Origin of the sequence: Cohnella boryungensis (assembly GCF_042651945.1) — a bacterium.
Lineage (GTDB): Bacteria > Bacillota > Bacilli > Paenibacillales > Paenibacillaceae > Cohnella > Cohnella boryungensis.
Window position 1 is genome coordinate 1 of record NZ_JBHSED010000070.1, and the last position, 15,843, is coordinate 15,843.

Annotated in this window: 14 protein-coding genes; 11 read left to right on the top strand and 3 right to left on the bottom strand. The window is 52.5% G+C overall.

Translation table 11 applies throughout. The features are described from left to right. The first annotated feature begins 106 nt into the window (after positions 1-106). The 11 genes from ACFO1S_RS26100 (at position 107) to ACFO1S_RS26150 (ending at position 13,005) form a co-directional block, all read left to right on the top strand. Positions 107-964, top strand: coding sequence for a formylglycine-generating enzyme family protein (locus ACFO1S_RS26100; RefSeq protein ID WP_204604110.1), 858 nt, complete (start codon positions 107-109; stop codon positions 962-964). Positions 965-1,218: 254 nt separating this feature from the next. After that, positions 1,219-3,009, top strand: a complete 1,791-nt coding sequence (locus ACFO1S_RS26105; RefSeq protein ID WP_204604111.1) for an extracellular solute-binding protein — start codon at positions 1,219-1,221, stop codon at positions 3,007-3,009. A gap of 95 nt (positions 3,010-3,104) precedes the next feature. Next, positions 3,105-4,001, top strand: a complete 897-nt coding sequence (locus ACFO1S_RS26110; protein WP_204604112.1) for an ABC transporter permease — start codon at positions 3,105-3,107, stop codon at positions 3,999-4,001. Between the two features lie 11 nt (positions 4,002-4,012). After that, a complete protein-coding gene (locus tag ACFO1S_RS26115; RefSeq protein ID WP_204604113.1) occupies positions 4,013-4,891 on the top strand; it encodes a carbohydrate ABC transporter permease in 879 nt (292 codons plus the stop codon). Positions 4,892-4,922: 31 nt separating this feature from the next. Beyond that, positions 4,923-6,701, top strand: coding sequence for a sensor histidine kinase (locus ACFO1S_RS26120; protein WP_204604114.1), 1,779 nt, complete (start codon positions 4,923-4,925; stop codon positions 6,699-6,701). Next, positions 6,679-8,295, top strand: coding sequence for a response regulator transcription factor (locus ACFO1S_RS26125; RefSeq protein WP_204604115.1), 1,617 nt, complete (start codon positions 6,679-6,681; stop codon positions 8,293-8,295). The genes ACFO1S_RS26120 and ACFO1S_RS26125 overlap by 23 nt, the downstream gene beginning before the upstream one ends. 207 nt (positions 8,296-8,502) lie before the next feature. Further along, positions 8,503-9,810 carry a spore germination protein gene (locus ACFO1S_RS26130; RefSeq protein WP_378127889.1) on the top strand — a complete coding sequence of 436 codons (1,308 nt, stop codon included), beginning with the start codon at positions 8,503-8,505 and terminating at the stop codon, positions 9,808-9,810. Continuing rightward, on the top strand, positions 9,803-10,873 hold the full coding sequence (locus ACFO1S_RS26135) for a GerAB/ArcD/ProY family transporter (RefSeq protein WP_204604117.1): 1,071 nt from the start codon (positions 9,803-9,805) through the stop codon (positions 10,871-10,873). The genes ACFO1S_RS26130 and ACFO1S_RS26135 overlap by 8 nt, the downstream gene beginning before the upstream one ends. Further along, the gene (locus ACFO1S_RS26140; protein ID WP_204604118.1) at positions 10,870-11,964 is read left to right on the top strand and encodes a Ger(x)C family spore germination protein; all 1,095 of its coding nucleotides are present in this window, start codon (positions 10,870-10,872) and stop codon (positions 11,962-11,964) included. Before ACFO1S_RS26135 ends, ACFO1S_RS26140 begins: the two co-directional genes overlap by 4 nt. A gap of 124 nt (positions 11,965-12,088) precedes the next feature. Beyond that, positions 12,089-12,427, top strand: a complete 339-nt coding sequence (locus ACFO1S_RS26145) for a MazG nucleotide pyrophosphohydrolase domain-containing protein (RefSeq protein ID WP_204604119.1) — start codon at positions 12,089-12,091, stop codon at positions 12,425-12,427. Then, complete coding sequence (locus ACFO1S_RS26150; protein WP_204604120.1) at positions 12,424-13,005, top strand: LOG family protein; 582 nt, start codon at positions 12,424-12,426, stop codon at positions 13,003-13,005. The genes ACFO1S_RS26145 and ACFO1S_RS26150 overlap by 4 nt, the downstream gene beginning before the upstream one ends. Positions 13,006-13,042: 37 nt before the next feature. On the opposite strand, the gene cntE is transcribed toward ACFO1S_RS26150, so the two are convergent. The 3 genes from cntE to cntD are packed head-to-tail and all read right to left on the bottom strand — an operon-like array spanning position 13,043 to position 15,843. Beyond that, the gene (cntE, locus tag ACFO1S_RS26155) at positions 13,043-14,233 is read right to left on the bottom strand and encodes a staphylopine family metallophore export MFS transporter CntE (RefSeq protein ID WP_204604121.1); all 1,191 of its coding nucleotides are present in this window, start codon (positions 14,231-14,233) and stop codon (positions 13,043-13,045) included. Positions 14,234-14,291: 58 nt separating this feature from the next. Next, positions 14,292-15,035, bottom strand: coding sequence for an ABC transporter ATP-binding protein (locus tag ACFO1S_RS26160; RefSeq protein WP_204604122.1), 744 nt, complete (start codon positions 15,033-15,035; stop codon positions 14,292-14,294). Continuing rightward, on the bottom strand, positions 15,022-15,843 hold the full coding sequence (gene cntD, locus ACFO1S_RS26165) for a staphylopine uptake ABC transporter ATP-binding protein CntD (RefSeq protein ID WP_204604123.1): 822 nt from the start codon (positions 15,841-15,843) through the stop codon (positions 15,022-15,024). Before cntD ends, ACFO1S_RS26160 begins: the two co-directional genes overlap by 14 nt.

The following is a 15,843-nucleotide window of genomic DNA, read 5'->3' on the forward strand; positions in this document are numbered from 1 at the left end:
CAATGAGCGATTCACTGGAAATTTTGACGGAGGCCTCCAGCCCCCTCGAGGACTGGAAACTGACTTAAAAGAGCTTTCAAAAGATACTATACGAGGAGACATATCAATGAGAAAGCTAGGAGTTTTCCTTCTGATCGCGATCGCTTTTATCAGCGCATGTTCGCAGGACAAGCCCGGGAACAATAGAGACGCCGAAAGAAAGAACGACGGCTTGGTCTTGATTGAAGGCGGGACAGCCGCGAATGCCAATTCCAACTACTATGGAAAAGACGTAACCTTATCGAGCTTTTATATCGGCCGTTACGAGGTCACGCAAAAAGAATGGCAGGGAATCATGGGAAGCAATCCTTCGGCATTCAGAGGCGATCATCTGCCGGTCGAGATGGTGAGCTGGTACGATGCTGTCGAGTACTGCAATAAGCGGAGTATAAACGAGGGCTTAACCCCCTATTACCATATCGACAAGAGCAAGAAGGACCCGAATAACAAGAGCGATCATGATTCGATGAAATGGACGGTAACGATCCAGGAGGGAGCGAACGGCTACCGATTGCCGACAGAAGCCGAGTGGGAGTATGCCGCAGGCGGGGGGCGAGCGAGCAAGGGCTATCTATACAGCGGAAGCGACAATGCGGATGAAGTGGCATGGTATTGGAGGAACGCCGGAGAGAAGTACCTATCGGGAGATTGGAACTGGCCGATCATAGAAAATAACCGGAATAAAACCCAAGATATCGGCGGCAAGACGCCCAACGAGTTAGGACTGTACGATATGTCAGGCAATGTCAGGGAATGGTGCTGGGACTGGTACGGGGACATGGATAGCCAGAGCGGCTCTTTCCGGGTGGTGAAGGGCGGCGGCTGGATCGGAGATATCGGCAACAACGAGCTGTCCTTTCGGGGCAAGTTCGAGGCGAACGGCTATGGGCCCGATCAGGGCTTTCGCGTCATTCGCAGCGGTTAGGGGAGATGAAGTTTCAATAAAAATATAGCCTTTAGGAAAAGCTCGACGCAATCCCGTTGAGCTTTTTCTTTGCGTAAAAGAGGACAGACGTCTGCCGGGCAACGGTCGAGGCGTCTCTTTTCGCTGAAATACAGCGAGCTAGGAATAGATGTATGTTTTCCGATATGACGTTAAAAATCGAATATTTACGCTGATTTGCCAAGTTCATATAATTTGAAGCGTACCGCCAAACGTCTAACGCAAAGGGGTAACTTATGAGTCGATATGCTAAGGTTATACGGCTGTTAACGCTTTCGATTGCAATCGGGCTGCTGCCGACATTAGCCGCCTGCAGCAAGGGCAACGATCAAGGCTCGGCAAGTCCGACCGCATCATCCAGCTCTCCGGCTCCATCGGGAACCGGCAATGAAGAGGCTTCGGCAGAAAAGTGGAAACAGAAGTTCGACCCTCCGGTTACGATTACGACCGCAATCATTGACGACGGGACTTCGAGAGGCAATGCGTTCAAAGCCGGAGAATCCATGGAAGACAATGCGAATCTGCGCTGGATGAAAGAAAATCTCGGCATTAACGTGAAGTTCGATTTTATTGTAACGAAGCCGGAGGATTACGATACGAAGCTTCGGCTGCTGCTTTCCAGCGGCGGGAAGCTGCCGGACGCTTTCGCGGCGGCGAACGATCCGCTGCAAAACCTGCTCGCGGCGGATAAGCTGATGCCGCTGGACGAGGCTATCGAGAAATACGCGCATCCCGAGTATAAGAAGCTGGTAGAGAAATATGGCTACGCGATGGGCGAAGTGAAAAAAGACGGTAGAATTTACGGGTTGCCGGCGTTCTTCATGGGCGACGAAGGCACCGTCATGTGGATTCGCAAGGACTGGCTTGATAACCTGGGGCTTCAACCGCCCGCAACGATGGACGAATTCGAGCACGTTCTTGAGCGGTTCACGGAAGGCGACCCGGATCAGAACGGCAAGAAGGACACGATCGGTCTGGCGGCGCCGCTTAAAGAAGGGCCATGGACCTGGATGGGTCAGACGGACGCGATCGTGGCCGCCTTCACCGATCAGATGATCAATACGTACGATGCGCGCCTGTTCTGGAACAAAGGCGCGGACGGCAAGCTAAGCTATGGCGCGATCCATCCGGACGCCAAGCTGTATTTGGAGAAGATGCGAGATTGGATGAGCAAGGGTTATCTGGACAAAGAAGCCGGCATCAAGGATCCGGCCAAAGAGTCCGAATTGGCGGCCAGCGGCAAGGCAGGCATTATGTTCGGTCCGTTCTGGATGGGAGAATGGCCGCTCGGAGACGCGACTAACAACGATCCGAAGGCCGATTTCCAGCCCTATCCGCTTCCGGTCGGTCCGAACGGCCTGGTAGGGCGCGCCGAGAAGCCGTTGGTGCAGGGCTTTACGGTATTCAACAAAGACTTTAAGCACATTGACGCCTGGTTCGCCTACTTCAACAAAGTATTCGCCAAAAAGCTGGAGAAGGCAGGCGATCCGTACTTCGATCCGCGTTGGAAGGACGGCTACCACGAAGGGTACGACTATGTCAAATATAACGGCAAGGTCATCAAGAGCAACTACGAGGCCGCAGGCGTTCCGGCGGATCAATGGCCGCTGAAGGACGGAGGCACGTTGGACATCCGCTTCATGATGACGAATATCCTGGGCAACTTCACGAGCATTCCGCACTCCAACACGGAAGCGGTCAAGAAGTTTTTGGCCGATCCGAATGCCGAGCCTGTAACGGCGATGGAGTTCGATACCAAACAATTGAAGAAGAGGCAGCTCGACGCCGCGGGCGTGCGGATCAATCAAACCGTTACGGAAGGCAAAAACTATTTTACCGGGCCTATGACGCCGACGATGAAATCCAAAGGCGAGCTGCTGAAGAAGCTTGCTACGGAAAGCTATCTCAAAATCATATACGGCGAAAAACCGATTGAGTACTTCGACGAATTCGCCAAGCAATGGCTCGATAACGGCGGCCAGAAGATTACGGACGAGGTCAACGAATGGTACGCGAAAAACCAGTAATGTTCGTCCACTGCATTTGATAAAGAGATGGAGGAGAGGGCGGCCTTGGTTCGCTTGCTCCTCCTCTATTTTTACAAGGATAGGAAGGATGCATAATGGCAGCGTATTGGCGAAAAACCTGGCCGTTTCACGTTCTCTTGTTGCCGGCCTTAACGTTGGTTCTCGTGTTTCAATATATTCCTCTATTCGGAGCCGTCATCGCCTTCCAGGATTACGAGCCATGGCTTGGGATCAAAGGCTCGCCTTGGGTAGGCCTGGACCACTTCCGTTACTTGTTCACCTATCCGGACGGCAAGCAGATCATCTGGAATACGTTAATCATTTCGGCATTTAAGTTAACCGTGAATCTAATCATCCCGATCATCTTCGCGCTTCTGCTCAATGAAGTCCGCGCGATACTGTTCAAGAGATTCGTGCAGACGTTTGTCTACTTGCCGCACTTTTTATCCTGGGTAATCCTTGGCGGCATTCTGATCGATATCTTGTCGACGGAGGGCGGAATCGTCAATCGGCTTTTGAACTCGCTCGGCATTCCGAGCATCTTCTTCCTGGGCAACGGGCAGTGGTTCCGGTTTACGGTCATTCTAAGCGACGTGTGGAAAGAGTTCGGGTTTTCCGCGATTATATTTCTGGCTACGCTGGTGGGCATTAATCCGGCTTTGTACGAAGCCGCCGAGATTGACGGGGCTTCCCGCTGGCAGCAGGTGAAATCGATCTCCGTTCCGCTTATGATGCCGATCGTCATCGTCGTGGCCACTTTGTCGCTGGGCCGAATATTGGACGCCGGCTTCGATCAGCTGCTGAATCTTTACAACCCCCTCGTCTACTCGCATGGAGATATCATCGATACGTTCGTCTACCGGGTAGGCTTGAACAACGGACAGTTCAGCTTCGGGACGGCAGTCGGTCTGTTCAAATCGGCGATTGGCTTCATCTTGATCGTGATCAGCTACAGATTGGCTTTCAAATTAGCCAATTACCGGATTTTCTAAGGAGGGCGACTATGCGCTATCGTTCCACGGGATACAACGTATTCTCGATCTCGAACACCATCCTGCTCAGTCTGCTGTCGGCGCTGTGCGTGCTTCCGCTGCTGCACGTATTCGCGCTGTCGTTCAGCTCGCGGGCTGCGGCAACGGCGAATATCGTCAATTTCTGGCCGATCGGCTTTACGACCGATGCCTATGTGAAGACGTTGGGCAACACGATGTTTCTGCAAGCGCTGTGGCACGGCGTAGAGCGAACCGTGTTAGGGACGCTGCTGTCGATGGCCGTCATTACGATGGCGGCGTACAGCTTATCGAAATCGGTCCACAAATTTCCCGGACGTCAGATCTATATTTGGATATTCGTCTTTACGATGCTGTTCTCGGGAGGGCTGATCCCTTCTTATATCTTGGTAAGCAAGCTGCACCTGATGGATACGCTATGGGCGCTGGTGCTTCCTACGGCCGTCAGCGTATGGAATATGATCCTGATGCTCAATTTCTTCCGAACGATCCCGCAGGAGCTGGAAGAAGCCGCCCACATCGATGGAGCCGGCCATCTGAGAATTCTATGGAGCGTATATTTGCCCGTATCGATGCCGTCGATCGCGACGTTATCGTTGTTTACAATGGTATTTCATTGGAACTCCTGGTTCGACGGCATGATCTATATGTCCAATCCGAGCGGGTATCCGCTTGCCACTTATTTGCACTCTATGATTGTTAGTGACAATTTGTCCAGAGCCGGGGTAACATTGGAGAGTATAGATAATTTTTCTAATCGCACCGTCAAATCGGCGCAGATCTTTATCGGGGCGCTTCCGATCCTGCTCGTCTATCCGTTTTTGCAAAAGTATTTCGTTAAAGGAATCGTACTTGGCTCGGTCAAGTCCTAGCCTGCAATAAAACTCGAATCGGGGGAGTTCCTTGTTCAAGTGGAGACGCGGAACGGTCGGCAAGATGAACATTTTCACGAAAGTCATGATCGTGATCGTCCTGATGCTGATCCCGATTATCGTCATGTACAACTATTCGAACAAGACCAGCACCCGCGTTGTCGAGCAAGAGCTGCTTCAGATCAACTTGAATCGCATTCGTTTTTTCGTAGCGCAGATGGACGTCGAGGCGGACCGGCTATGGAAGGCCGCCTTCGTCGTCGCGGTGGACCCGGATACGCTGCAAATGCAGTTCAGGTCTTCCTCCGAGCCGGATTATACCCTGCTGGCTTCGAAGAGACTTCTGCTTCAGAAGCTGGATATGCAGTCGACCTCCTTCGAATGGGTGAATGATTTTACCGTCTATTCTCCTCTTTCGGGCGTCGCCGTTTCTACGAATTTGAAGCAAAATTACGATGAGGAATACTTCAAGGATGCGAGTCAGGAGGAATGGGACTATCGCGTTATCGAGATGGACCGGGGGCTGGAGAAGGCGTTCGTGCGAGCTTTGACTACGCCGTTCGAGTCGCATGCCAGACGGGAAAAACCGAACTTGTATGTCGAGGTTACCTTTACGTCGGATAATCTTGTGAAAATGCTCGAAAGCTTTATGCAAGGCAGCGACGGCCAGCCTTTCCTCTATCGTCCCGGCTTTGAGCCTATTCTGCCGCGGGGGCACGATCCCGAATTGGCGAACGCGATGGTGAAGCAATTCGACCTTATCAGAGAGCAGTATCCGACCGAGGGATCGGCCAATATTACCTTTCAGGATGAACCGTACTTGGTCAATTACGTCACTTCGGAGTCTCTGGGCTGGTATATGGTCGATTTTCAGCCGATGAAGAAGGTGCTGGCGCCAATCGACCACAGCAAGCGGATGTTCTATGCGGCCGGGTTGCTGCTGCTGTTGATGGGCATCGCTTCCGCCGCCTTGCTGTATCGCAACGTGCAGAAGCCGATCAACGATCTGATTCGAGCGGTGAAGTCGCTCCGGCGGGGCGCATACGATCATCGGATCAAGCGCGGTTCCCCTAACGAGTTTCATTATTTGATCGATCAATTCAATCTGATGTCCGAAGACATCGAGACGCTGATCGACAAGGTGTACGCGGAGCAGCTGCACGCCAAGGAATCCTCGCTCAAGCATCTGCAAGCCCAGATTAATCCGCATTTCCTGTATAACAACTTCGCCTTCATTCAAAGCATGGCGCAGCTGGAACGGACGAAAGTGATCGTCGCGTTCACGCAGCACCTGAGCCAATATTACCGTTATACGACCCGCACGGGGCAGCAATGGACTTCATTGTCCGAAGAGATGGATTTGATTCGCAATTACCTGGAAATCCATCGGATGCAGTCCGAGCGTCTTCAGGTGCTTGAGCAGATCGAGGACGGCATGCTGTCTATTCCCATGCCCCGCTTGCTGCTTCAGCCGGTCGTCGAGAACGCGATCGTGCACGGGATGGAAGGCAGAATAGGGGAGTTCCAGATCGTCATTACCGGAAGACGAACCGAAGAAGGCTGGGAGCTGATCGTAGACGACAACGGAGTCGGCATGCGGCAGGAGGAGCTGGAAGCTCTAAAGCGCTCCTTGCTCCTGCAGTCGGAGGACGATCGCAGTCTTGGGCTGCGAAACGTTCATCAGCGGTTAAAGCACTGCTTCGGGCAAGCCTCGGGCTTGCGGATCGAGCATTCGAAGCTGGGCGGGCTGCGAGTGACGCTGATGATGACGGACGGAGGCGATTTCGGTGTTAAAGATTCTGATCGTTGACGATATCCCTTCCCAGGTGGAGAGCATTGCCGCTACGATTCCGAAGGACGAGCTCGGTATCGGACGTATCTATAAAGCCTATTCCGGCAGAGAAGCTTTACAGCTTTATCGGGAATCAAGCATCGACATCGTCATTACGGACATACGGATGCCGGAGATGAGCGGAATCGAGCTGATTCGGGAAATTCGCGACATGGGGCGCAAGGTTAAAATCGTCGTCATTTCGGGGTATGCGGATTTCGAATATGCCAAAAGCGTAGTTCCGTATAATATTTCCGGATACTTGATGAAGCCGGTTAACCCGGATCAATTGAGAGAGACGCTAGGCAAGCTGGCCGAGGAAATCGCTTGCGAAATGAAGCGGCAGCAGGAGCAGCAGCGCGACGTCTACGCTTTCCGGGAAAATCTGCCCGCGCTCAAGAGCGAGCTGCTGCAGCGACTGCTGTACGGCTACGGCATGCCTAACGCAGAGCTGGAACGGAAGCTGTTCCTCTTAAACCTGCCCTTCTCATTGCAGCAGAAAGCGGGATTGTTCGTCGTAAGGCTGGAGGGAAAGCATCAGGAATACCAAAGGAAGGATAAGGAGCTTCTCGAATACGCGGTAATGAATATGGCGGAGGAGATGCTTCAGGAGGCCTTTCATTCGTGGTTCTGTCGAGACCAGAATGAATACCTGGTATTTATCGTTTCGGCCAAAGAGAGAACCGAGACGAACGAGCAGACGCTTCGGTATGCGATGGACGTTCAGGCGGCGGCGCTGAAGAAAAGGGTGGAATCCCTCCTGGGCTGCGGCATTTCGATAGCGCTGGCCGAGGACTGGACTTACTTTCCGGGTGGCATTCCCGGATTATACCGATCGGTCATCGACGGGATGCGAGTCATCGAAGAGAAGCGGCAGAGCGTATTCCTGCGCATTGCGGGCAGCGCCGATCAGGTTCGAATCGGCACGCTGACGTCGCTGTATCGGCCTCCCCTTCTGCTTCATTTGCTCGATACGGGGAACTGGGCGGATGCGGAGAAGAAAATCATCGAAATCTTCGACGAATTGAAAAGCAAGAACTATCCGCCCGAGCATGCCAACGAAGCGTACTTCGCCATTGCCAACGCCTATCAATATATGGCGCATAAGAAGGGGAAGCTGCTTAGCGAGTTCGGCGCGTCGTCCTTCGGCCTCATGCCGGCGGCTCCTTCGCTTAAGCAGCTGGAGAAGTGGGCATTCGCTACGCTTCAAAGCCTGAGAGAGCAATCCGAGGATCGGTCCGATAAGCAGACCGGTTTAGTCGACAAGGTTCATACGTTCGTTAAGGAGAATATGAACGGCAATCTATCGCTGCAGACGATCGCCGCGCACATCGGTCTTCATCCCGCTTATTTATCAAGAGTGTATCGAGCGGAAACGGGTAGTAATCTTAGCGAATATATTATGCGATACCGGATGGAGTTGGCCTCTTATTTGCTGCGCAGCGGCGACAAAAAAATATACGAGATTGCCCAGATGCTCGGTTATCAGGCCGTTCCGCATTTTATCAAGCTGTTTAAGGCCTTTACGAATATGACCCCGCAGGATTACCGCGACCGGGCGGGGCTATCCTGACGATTGCAAATATCGGGTCTGAGTTTAAGTTGTTCAATGAGTCATTAAGATCTAAAAAGCGGAACGTTGGCTGTCAAAGCCGGCGTTCCGCTTTTATATTCCATCGCGGGCGTAAACCTGCATAACGGGGATTTCTCAAAGACATACTATCGGAGGAGGTGGTAAAATTTGCATGATTTCGATCATCATAACCTTATAGGGGTGGAAATGCAGCTTTATGACCGATTTCGGAAAAATTCTGATTTCGCGTGCAGGACCGTCGTTATCGCAAGCGAGGCAGTAAGAGCATGCTTTCTGGAATCTCTGGTTAATTTTCGAACGACGTTGCCTGCCCTGTGTCAAGAAGCGGTGAATTCGGATCGCGATTCGATTAGGCAGGCTTTTAATACGATGAGGGAAGACGTCTCCGAATCCGTCGCCCGTCTATCTGGCGCCTTGCTGCAAGGAAAGCTGATTCTATTTAACAAGGAAGGCTCGGTCGCCATAATCGAACCTGTGCAGCCTGAGCTTTCCAGGTCCGTCATGATTCCGAACAGCGAGAATCCCCTACAGTCCGCTTTCGATGCCTTTACAGAAGATATCGATATTAATATCGGGCTGTTGCGCAAAAAAATGATTTCGGATCGGTTGGTCGTCGAGACCCGGTTCATGGGGAGGAGTTCGGTCAAAAAAATCGCCATGATCTATCTAGAGGACACGGCTAGGCAGAAAGTCATCGAGTCCATCCGGGATAAGCTGGAGGGCAATAGCGACAAAGAGCTGACCACAGTACGCGATCTAGCTCGTCTGCTGGGGCACCCCAAGTTCGCGTTGACGCCGACCTATATTTCTTCCGAGCTGCCCGGAGAAACCGTACAGACCTTGATAAACGGAAAAGTGGTTATTCTGATCGACCAATTTTCGTTTGCATTCGCTTTTCCGGCAATCGTCACAGACCTATGGACGACAACTCTGGACTCCAACTATCCGCTGCTTTTTCAACTGTTTTTGCGCACACTCCGGGTTGGAGCCTCCCTGATGGCGGTTACGCTCCCCGGTCTCTATGTCGTGCTGAATTCCGTAAATCCGGAGTTGCTCCGGATTCAGTTAGCTATCACCGTGGCGAACAGCAGGGAAGGGGTTCCGTACCCTTCAATTATCGAAATGCTGCTTGTCCTGCTGCTGTTGGAAATGATCGTCGAGGCTACGATCCGGCTTCCTAAGAATATCGGCCCCACAATCACGATGATCGGGGGTATTCTATTAGGCCAAGCGATCGTTCAGGCCAAACTCGTCAGCAATTTGTTAATCATTATTTTGGTTGCTTCCGCAATTGCCAATTTCGCTCTCACGAGTTATATGAATGCGGTCGGCATGCGAATGTACAAGTACGTTGTCATGTTCGCTAGCTCCTTCTTTGGGATTTGGGGGTTGGAGGCTGCGATGATCTGGCTCATGCTCTACTTTTCCTCCTTGACGATCAGTACGGTACCTTACTTAAGCTTAAGCGTGAAAGGAAAGGTTCCGGATGAGTAAAGCAAGGACCCTGATCCTGTTCTTCCTGCTGCATCTGGCTTCGGTTTTTGCCATATTTCCGGAGCGGATGATGGCGGCCTCCTCTACGGGGCATTGGATGGCCGTTTCCCTTCTCTTTGTAATCGAGCTGCTCGTGCTATGGCTATATATGAAGGGAATGTCGTTCTTTCCCGGGAAGACGGTAGCGGATATTTGCAGCGAAGCGTTGGGGAAATGGGGAGCTGGTCTGGTAGCATTGCCGATCCTGTTTTTTTTGATGCTTGAAGTGATCCTTCTGACTTATTACGAAACGGTTGAGATCAAAGCGGTGCTTTTGCAGCGAACTCCCGTTCTTGCTACGTCAGCTCTTTTTGTCCTCCTCTGTCTCTATGCGGCCTGGAAGGGACTTGCGGCGTTGATTCGGGTAAGTATCGGGTGGTTTTTTCTGTTCATGCCCTTTATTCTCTTCTCCATGCTGATCAGCGTCAAAAACTATAGATTCCATTACATATTTCCGATCTGGAATGGCAGCTTGACCTTCCTCTTTGATCCGGATTTCTATGTGGGCAGCGTTATGTTCGCCGGATTCCTGTTCCTCGGAATGACTTCCCCCGGAAGCCGGATTGGATTTAAAGGAGCGACTGCTACGATGGGAGTCCTGTTCGTGTTCGCTTTGGCATCCGTATATATCCCGCTGCTCTTATTCGGGCAGGAGACGGCGGTCCGATTGCAGTATCCCTTGCTCATGGCGTCGGATACAATCGATTTGGAATGGGTAGTGTTTGACTGGCTCCCCAGCTTTTACGTCGTTTCTTCAAGCGCGCTCGGCGTACTGAAGGTATCGGTGCTGCTCTGGATGCTCGTGTCGTTCCTTCATCGGTTGTTTATGCCCAAAGCCGACAGCAGGTTGATTCTCGCGATCGCCTGCATCGGTTTGTATATCTCTTGCCAACTAATCCCGAACGCGGATAGGTTGAACCACTATTTATATCTGAACTCGTATTTTTGCCTGTACACCACGATCGGCTTTCCGATCATCGTATTCCTTGCTGCACAATGGAACCGAAAGAAGGCGAGGGCATGAGAATTCGTACGTTATGGGCTCCGATAATCGCGTTGTGCGCGATTATATTGCTGACAGGGTGTTGGGACACGAAGGACATTAACAAGGAATATCTTCCGGCAGTCATGGGCATCGGAAAGGGACGTTCGGATAAGTACAGGGTTATTCTGCAGATTCCTAATGCAACAGGGAAAACCCAATTTTTAGATAAAGAATCAAAGTCCATTAGCAAAGCGATCGATCTGATCCGGACAGATTCGGAAAAAAACATCGATCTGGTTCACTTGCGGCTCATGCTGATTGATAAAGAGCTTGCCCATGAAGGGATAGGCAACCTCATCGATTTTGCCGTCAGAGCCAACGACATTTCGATCAAAGGGCTAGTCGCTGTAGTGGACGGGGACTTCGAGAAGACGCTCTACCATGAAATTTCTCCGACACCGGAGGTTTCATCGTACGATTTTTTCAGCGAAGAAGCGGGATGGACACCGAATCAATCGATCGTGAGAATATGGGAAGCTTATCGCAGCCAGAATTCCTTCTCGGAGGATATGGCCATTCCGATGCTCAAGAACGGCGATCGTACTTTGTTCACTTTTAGAGGCACGGCCGTCATGCGAGAGGACCGCATGGTTGGAACACTGAGTCAGGATGAAACGCTTTTGTACAATCTGTTCAAGGGAAAATATACCGGAGGAACGATCGAGGTCGCCCAAAACACGAGCGTGCTGATTGAGAACGCCAAAATCAAGCATCGAAGGGGGTGGTCGGAGCAAGGACCGTCTCTCATAACTGAGGTGACCCTGAACGTCTTGATTACGGAAAAGCCCAAAGGGAAAAGCAACAAGAGAATCGAGAAAGAGATGTGCGAACAGCTGAGTCGACAATTTAACGATACGTTGAACAAGATCCGCGGCTATAAATCGGATGTGCTGGGGACTGGTCTGATCTTCCGCCCTTACCTGTCGGAAAAGAACCTCATGAAATGGAAATCCAAATGGTTTCCCATGTTGGAGCAGAAGGTCAACGTTCATGTAAATATATTGAACGAAATCTATTTTAAAGACCCCGACACAGATATGGGGCAGGGAGGATTGCTGAAAAGCAGCTAGTCTGGAGCAACGGGCCGCTTGCATAGCGCTCTGTGCTGCCGTTGCAGATGTTTCTGTGTATCTGAGGGCAACAGAGATGTGATAGACTGTTATAAATACATGCTCTCTGACCGGAGGATTAATCTTGGATATTGCAAATTTTCAACAATGGGTGAAACAATATTACCGGGAGCGGGGCTGGGCGGAGCTGGATATCTTCGTGCGCATCGGCTTCTTGGCCGAAGAAACCGGCGAGGTGGCAAGAGCGATAAGGGCGCTGGAAATCGGCAGAGACCGTCCCGATGAGCCCATCGGTTCTTATGAAGAAAACAAAGCCCAGTTGACGGAAGAGCTAGGCGATGTACTCGGGAATCTGATCGTCATTGCGAATAAGTACGATATTTCCCTGGAGGAGATCTTCCTTTCTCATCAGACAAAGCTGGACCACAGATATTCAAGCTCAAAGGAGACTGAACAAGAATGAAGAAGATAGCGGTATTTTGCGGCTCCAGTGACGGAGCAAATCCGATCTATAAGGAAGGCGCGCAGCTTCTGGGCAGGGAGCTTGCCAACAGGAGCATTACCCTTGTGTATGGCGGCGCGAGTGTCGGCTTGATGGGGGCCGTTGCCGATGCCGTACTGGAGCAAGGCGGAGAAGTCATCGGGGTTTTGCCCGGGTTTCTGCAGAGCCGGGAGATTGCCCACAAAGGGCTTACAGATCTGATCGTTGTCGATTCCATGCATGAAAGAAAAGCAAAGATGGCCGAGCTGGCCGACGGTTTTATAGCTATGCCCGGCGGGGCCGGCACAATGGAGGAATATTTCGAAATCTTCACTTGGGGACAATTGGGGCTGCACGAGAAGCCGTGCGGTCTTCTGAATATCAATCATTATTTCGACAGCTTAATCGCCATGTTCGATCTCATGATTCAAGAGAAGTTTATGCAGGACAAATATCGTTCCATGGCGATTACGGACACGACGGCACAAGGCCTGTTGGCTCAATTCAAGGCTTATGCTCCTCCTTCTGTCAAAACATACCTTGAGCCCGGTCGAACCTGAGTAAGCGCAGAGAGGCTGAAGGGCCTCTCCGCACGTTTTACTTTGATTCGGCAAGCCGCCGGCGTCCCCGATAACCGACGGGAAGCATCGCGACGGCCAAGATCGCGCATATCATATACATCGTAGAATAAGAGGAAAGATCCGCGATCGGCCCCATCATAACCCCGCCCAGCGAAACGCCCAGGTCCGCCATCGCAATGAACAGGCCCACCAGCACATTGCGGCTTTCCCCTGGCAGCACGAACGTCAGATAGGTCGTGAGAGTCGGATAGAGCAGCGCTTGCGCGGTTCCCATCAGAACGGCGCCGATATAGAGGAATGAGGCTCCGCCTAGAACCGAGAAGCTGACGGCTTGCGCCGCCGCGGCGACGATGAGCATAATGACCATGATGTAGGCCGAGTGCCATTTTCCGTCCGACGGTATTTTTTTGCGAAGAGCAAATCGCGCCAACACAACGACGCTTGCCTGGAGCATCAGATAGACGGCCGCGTTACCGTGCGAGATTTGCTCGGCGTATAGCGGGATAAAGGTGGTCACCGCGCCAAACACAAGGGAAGCGCTCAGCATCAGGAGGCTGCACCTTAGCAGATGCGGATTTCGGACCAGCTGGCTGAACGATTTCAGCATAGCTGCTCCTGGCTTCGTCTGACCCGCAGCGGCGGTCTTGACTTCTTGCCGCTCTATTTTGGCGCTATAGCCAACGCCTCCGGTAAGGAGGGCAATCGCGATCATCGCAGCCGTAAAAGCCTGCATATCGCCTGTCTGCCAGATGCCAAGAGCGATAAGGGGACCGAAGATTCCCGGCATGGAAGCGCAGAGCGAGTACATCGAGATGCCCTGCGAGCGATCCTTGTCCGGCAAGGCGTCGATAATGCCAAGCTGAAGAGCCATCGAGAAAAACGCGGTGCACACTCCTTGCAGCACGCGAGCAACGAAATAACCCTCCAAGCCAGTAAACGTATAGAGCAGCAGCGCCACGCCGTTAACCGCAAGAATCGCGCGGAGCACCTTGATCGGCCCGTATTTCTGGATGATCAGACCCGCCCAGGGACGAAAAAACATCGTTGTAAACAAGTAAGCTCCCATGATGAGCCCAATCGTGGTATTGGTAGCGCCCAGCGATTCGCCCTTCAACGGAATGAGAACATTCAACAGGGCATTCGCGCTAAAATACAAAAGCGTTAGTGCGTATAACCGCAGAAAAGGCCAAGACAACGCTCCCTTCAACCTGCCTGCTCCTTTCTCCAAGCTTCTTGGCGGCTTTCTTGCTTGAGCCGGAGCATCGCTAAGCGATGATCATGCTCAGCAGCTTCCTTGCGTACGGCGACTCCACATCCTTCAAGCGCTCGACAGGAACAATCTCCTCAATCCGGCCCGCTCTCATGATCATCACTCTGTCGCAAATATAAGCCGCCGCCTGTATGTCGTGCGTGATGAAGATATATCCCATGCGGTACAACGTTCTCAGGCGTATCAGCAGATCGAGAATTTGGACTTGAACCGAGCCGTCAAGAGAGCTGATCGCTTCATCCAGCAGGATGCAACGCGGTTCCGTCGACACGGCTCTTGCGATGCACACCCGTTGCGCTTCCCCGCCCGACAGCTCGTGCGAGTATTTGCTGCGATAGGACGGGTCCAAGCCGACCTGCCGCAATAACCGATCGATCTTGTCGTGAAGCCCGCGGCGAGGCTCATTGTGCAGCTTTAACGGCTCCATCAGGGCCTGCTCTACCGTATAGAACGGATTGATGGAGGAGGAATAATCCTGAAATACGGCGCTGATGCTGCCTAGTCTTGTTGTACGCTCCTCGATTCGCCGCCCCTCCCATAGAAGGCTTCCTCGATCTGGCTTTTCGATGCCCAGGAGCAATCGGCCCAAGGTCGATTTGCCGCTGCCGCTTTCCCCGATGATGCCCAGGCATTCTCCCGGCCGCCAATCGAAGCTGATGCCGGAGAGCACCTGCTTTCGCTTGCTGGCGAACAGGCCGCCCTCCGGATAGGACTTGTCCACGCGATCAATGGTAAACAATTCGCTCGCCTCCCATGAGCTTCTTGAAATGCTCGCTCAGCGCCAGCTTCGCCGAGACCAGATGACGGGTGTAGTCATGGCGGGCCGCGCTGAAGATGTCCTTGGACGTTCCGCGTTCCACGATCTCTCCGTCCTTCATGACAAGAATTTCGTCCGCGACCCGCTTGACGACGCCCAGGTCGTGCGACACGAAGAGCATCGAGCAGCCGATTCTTGCCCGCAATTGAACAAGCTGTTCGACGGCCTCGAACTGCGATATCGTATCAAGCGCCGTAGTCGGTTCGTCGGCAATGACCACATCGGGCTCCAGCACGAGGGCCAGCGCAATCATGACCCGCTGCAGCATGCCGCCCGACAGCTGGTGCGGGTAGCTGTTCATGACGGCGAGAGGGTCCTTGAGCAGCACGCTTGCCATTGCTTTACCCATTCTGGCGACGATCACATCCCGGCTCCAGCCGAAATGAAGGGCCAGCGTTTCCTGCAAGTGAACCCCGACGATGCAAGAGGGATCGAAGGCGCGCATGCCATTTTGTACAATCATGCAGAGGCGCTTGCCTCTTATCGCCCGCATCTCTTTCTCGGAGAGCTTGGACAAGTCAAGCTCTCCGAGCCGAATGTCGCCGGACTGGCGAATTCCGGCTTTATTTAATCCCATGATGGCTCTGCAGGTCAGAGACTTTCCGCTGCCGCTTTCGCCTACGATGGCCAGACAGCTTCCTTGCTTTAATTGAAAGGAGCTGCCTAAGACCAGCGCGTTGCCGGTATGGCGGTCCCAAACCTTCAGATTGGATACTTCCAGATTGCTCAT

Excerpts from the sequence above, each read along its gene's own strand:
- ACFO1S_RS26100 (WP_204604110.1), top strand. The coding sequence starts at position 107 with ATGAGAAAGCTAGGAGTTTTCCTTCTGATCGCGATCGCTTTTATCAGC.
- ACFO1S_RS26105 (WP_204604111.1), top strand. The coding sequence starts at position 1,219 with ATGAGTCGATATGCTAAGGTTATACGGCTGTTAACGCTTTCGATTGCA.
- ACFO1S_RS26110 (WP_204604112.1), top strand. The coding sequence starts at position 3,105 with ATGGCAGCGTATTGGCGAAAAACCTGGCCGTTTCACGTTCTCTTGTTG.
- ACFO1S_RS26115 (WP_204604113.1), top strand. The coding sequence starts at position 4,013 with ATGCGCTATCGTTCCACGGGATACAACGTATTCTCGATCTCGAACACC.
- ACFO1S_RS26130 (WP_378127889.1), top strand. The coding sequence starts at position 8,503 with ATGCAGCTTTATGACCGATTTCGGAAAAATTCTGATTTCGCGTGCAGG.
- ACFO1S_RS26135 (WP_204604117.1), top strand. The coding sequence starts at position 9,803 with ATGAGTAAAGCAAGGACCCTGATCCTGTTCTTCCTGCTGCATCTGGCT.
- ACFO1S_RS26140 (WP_204604118.1), top strand. The coding sequence starts at position 10,870 with ATGAGAATTCGTACGTTATGGGCTCCGATAATCGCGTTGTGCGCGATT.
- ACFO1S_RS26150 (WP_204604120.1), top strand. The coding sequence starts at position 12,424 with ATGAAGAAGATAGCGGTATTTTGCGGCTCCAGTGACGGAGCAAATCCG.
- cntD (WP_204604123.1), bottom strand. The coding sequence starts at position 15,843 with ATGAGCAATCTGGAAGTATCCAATCTGAAGGTTTGGGACCGCCATACC.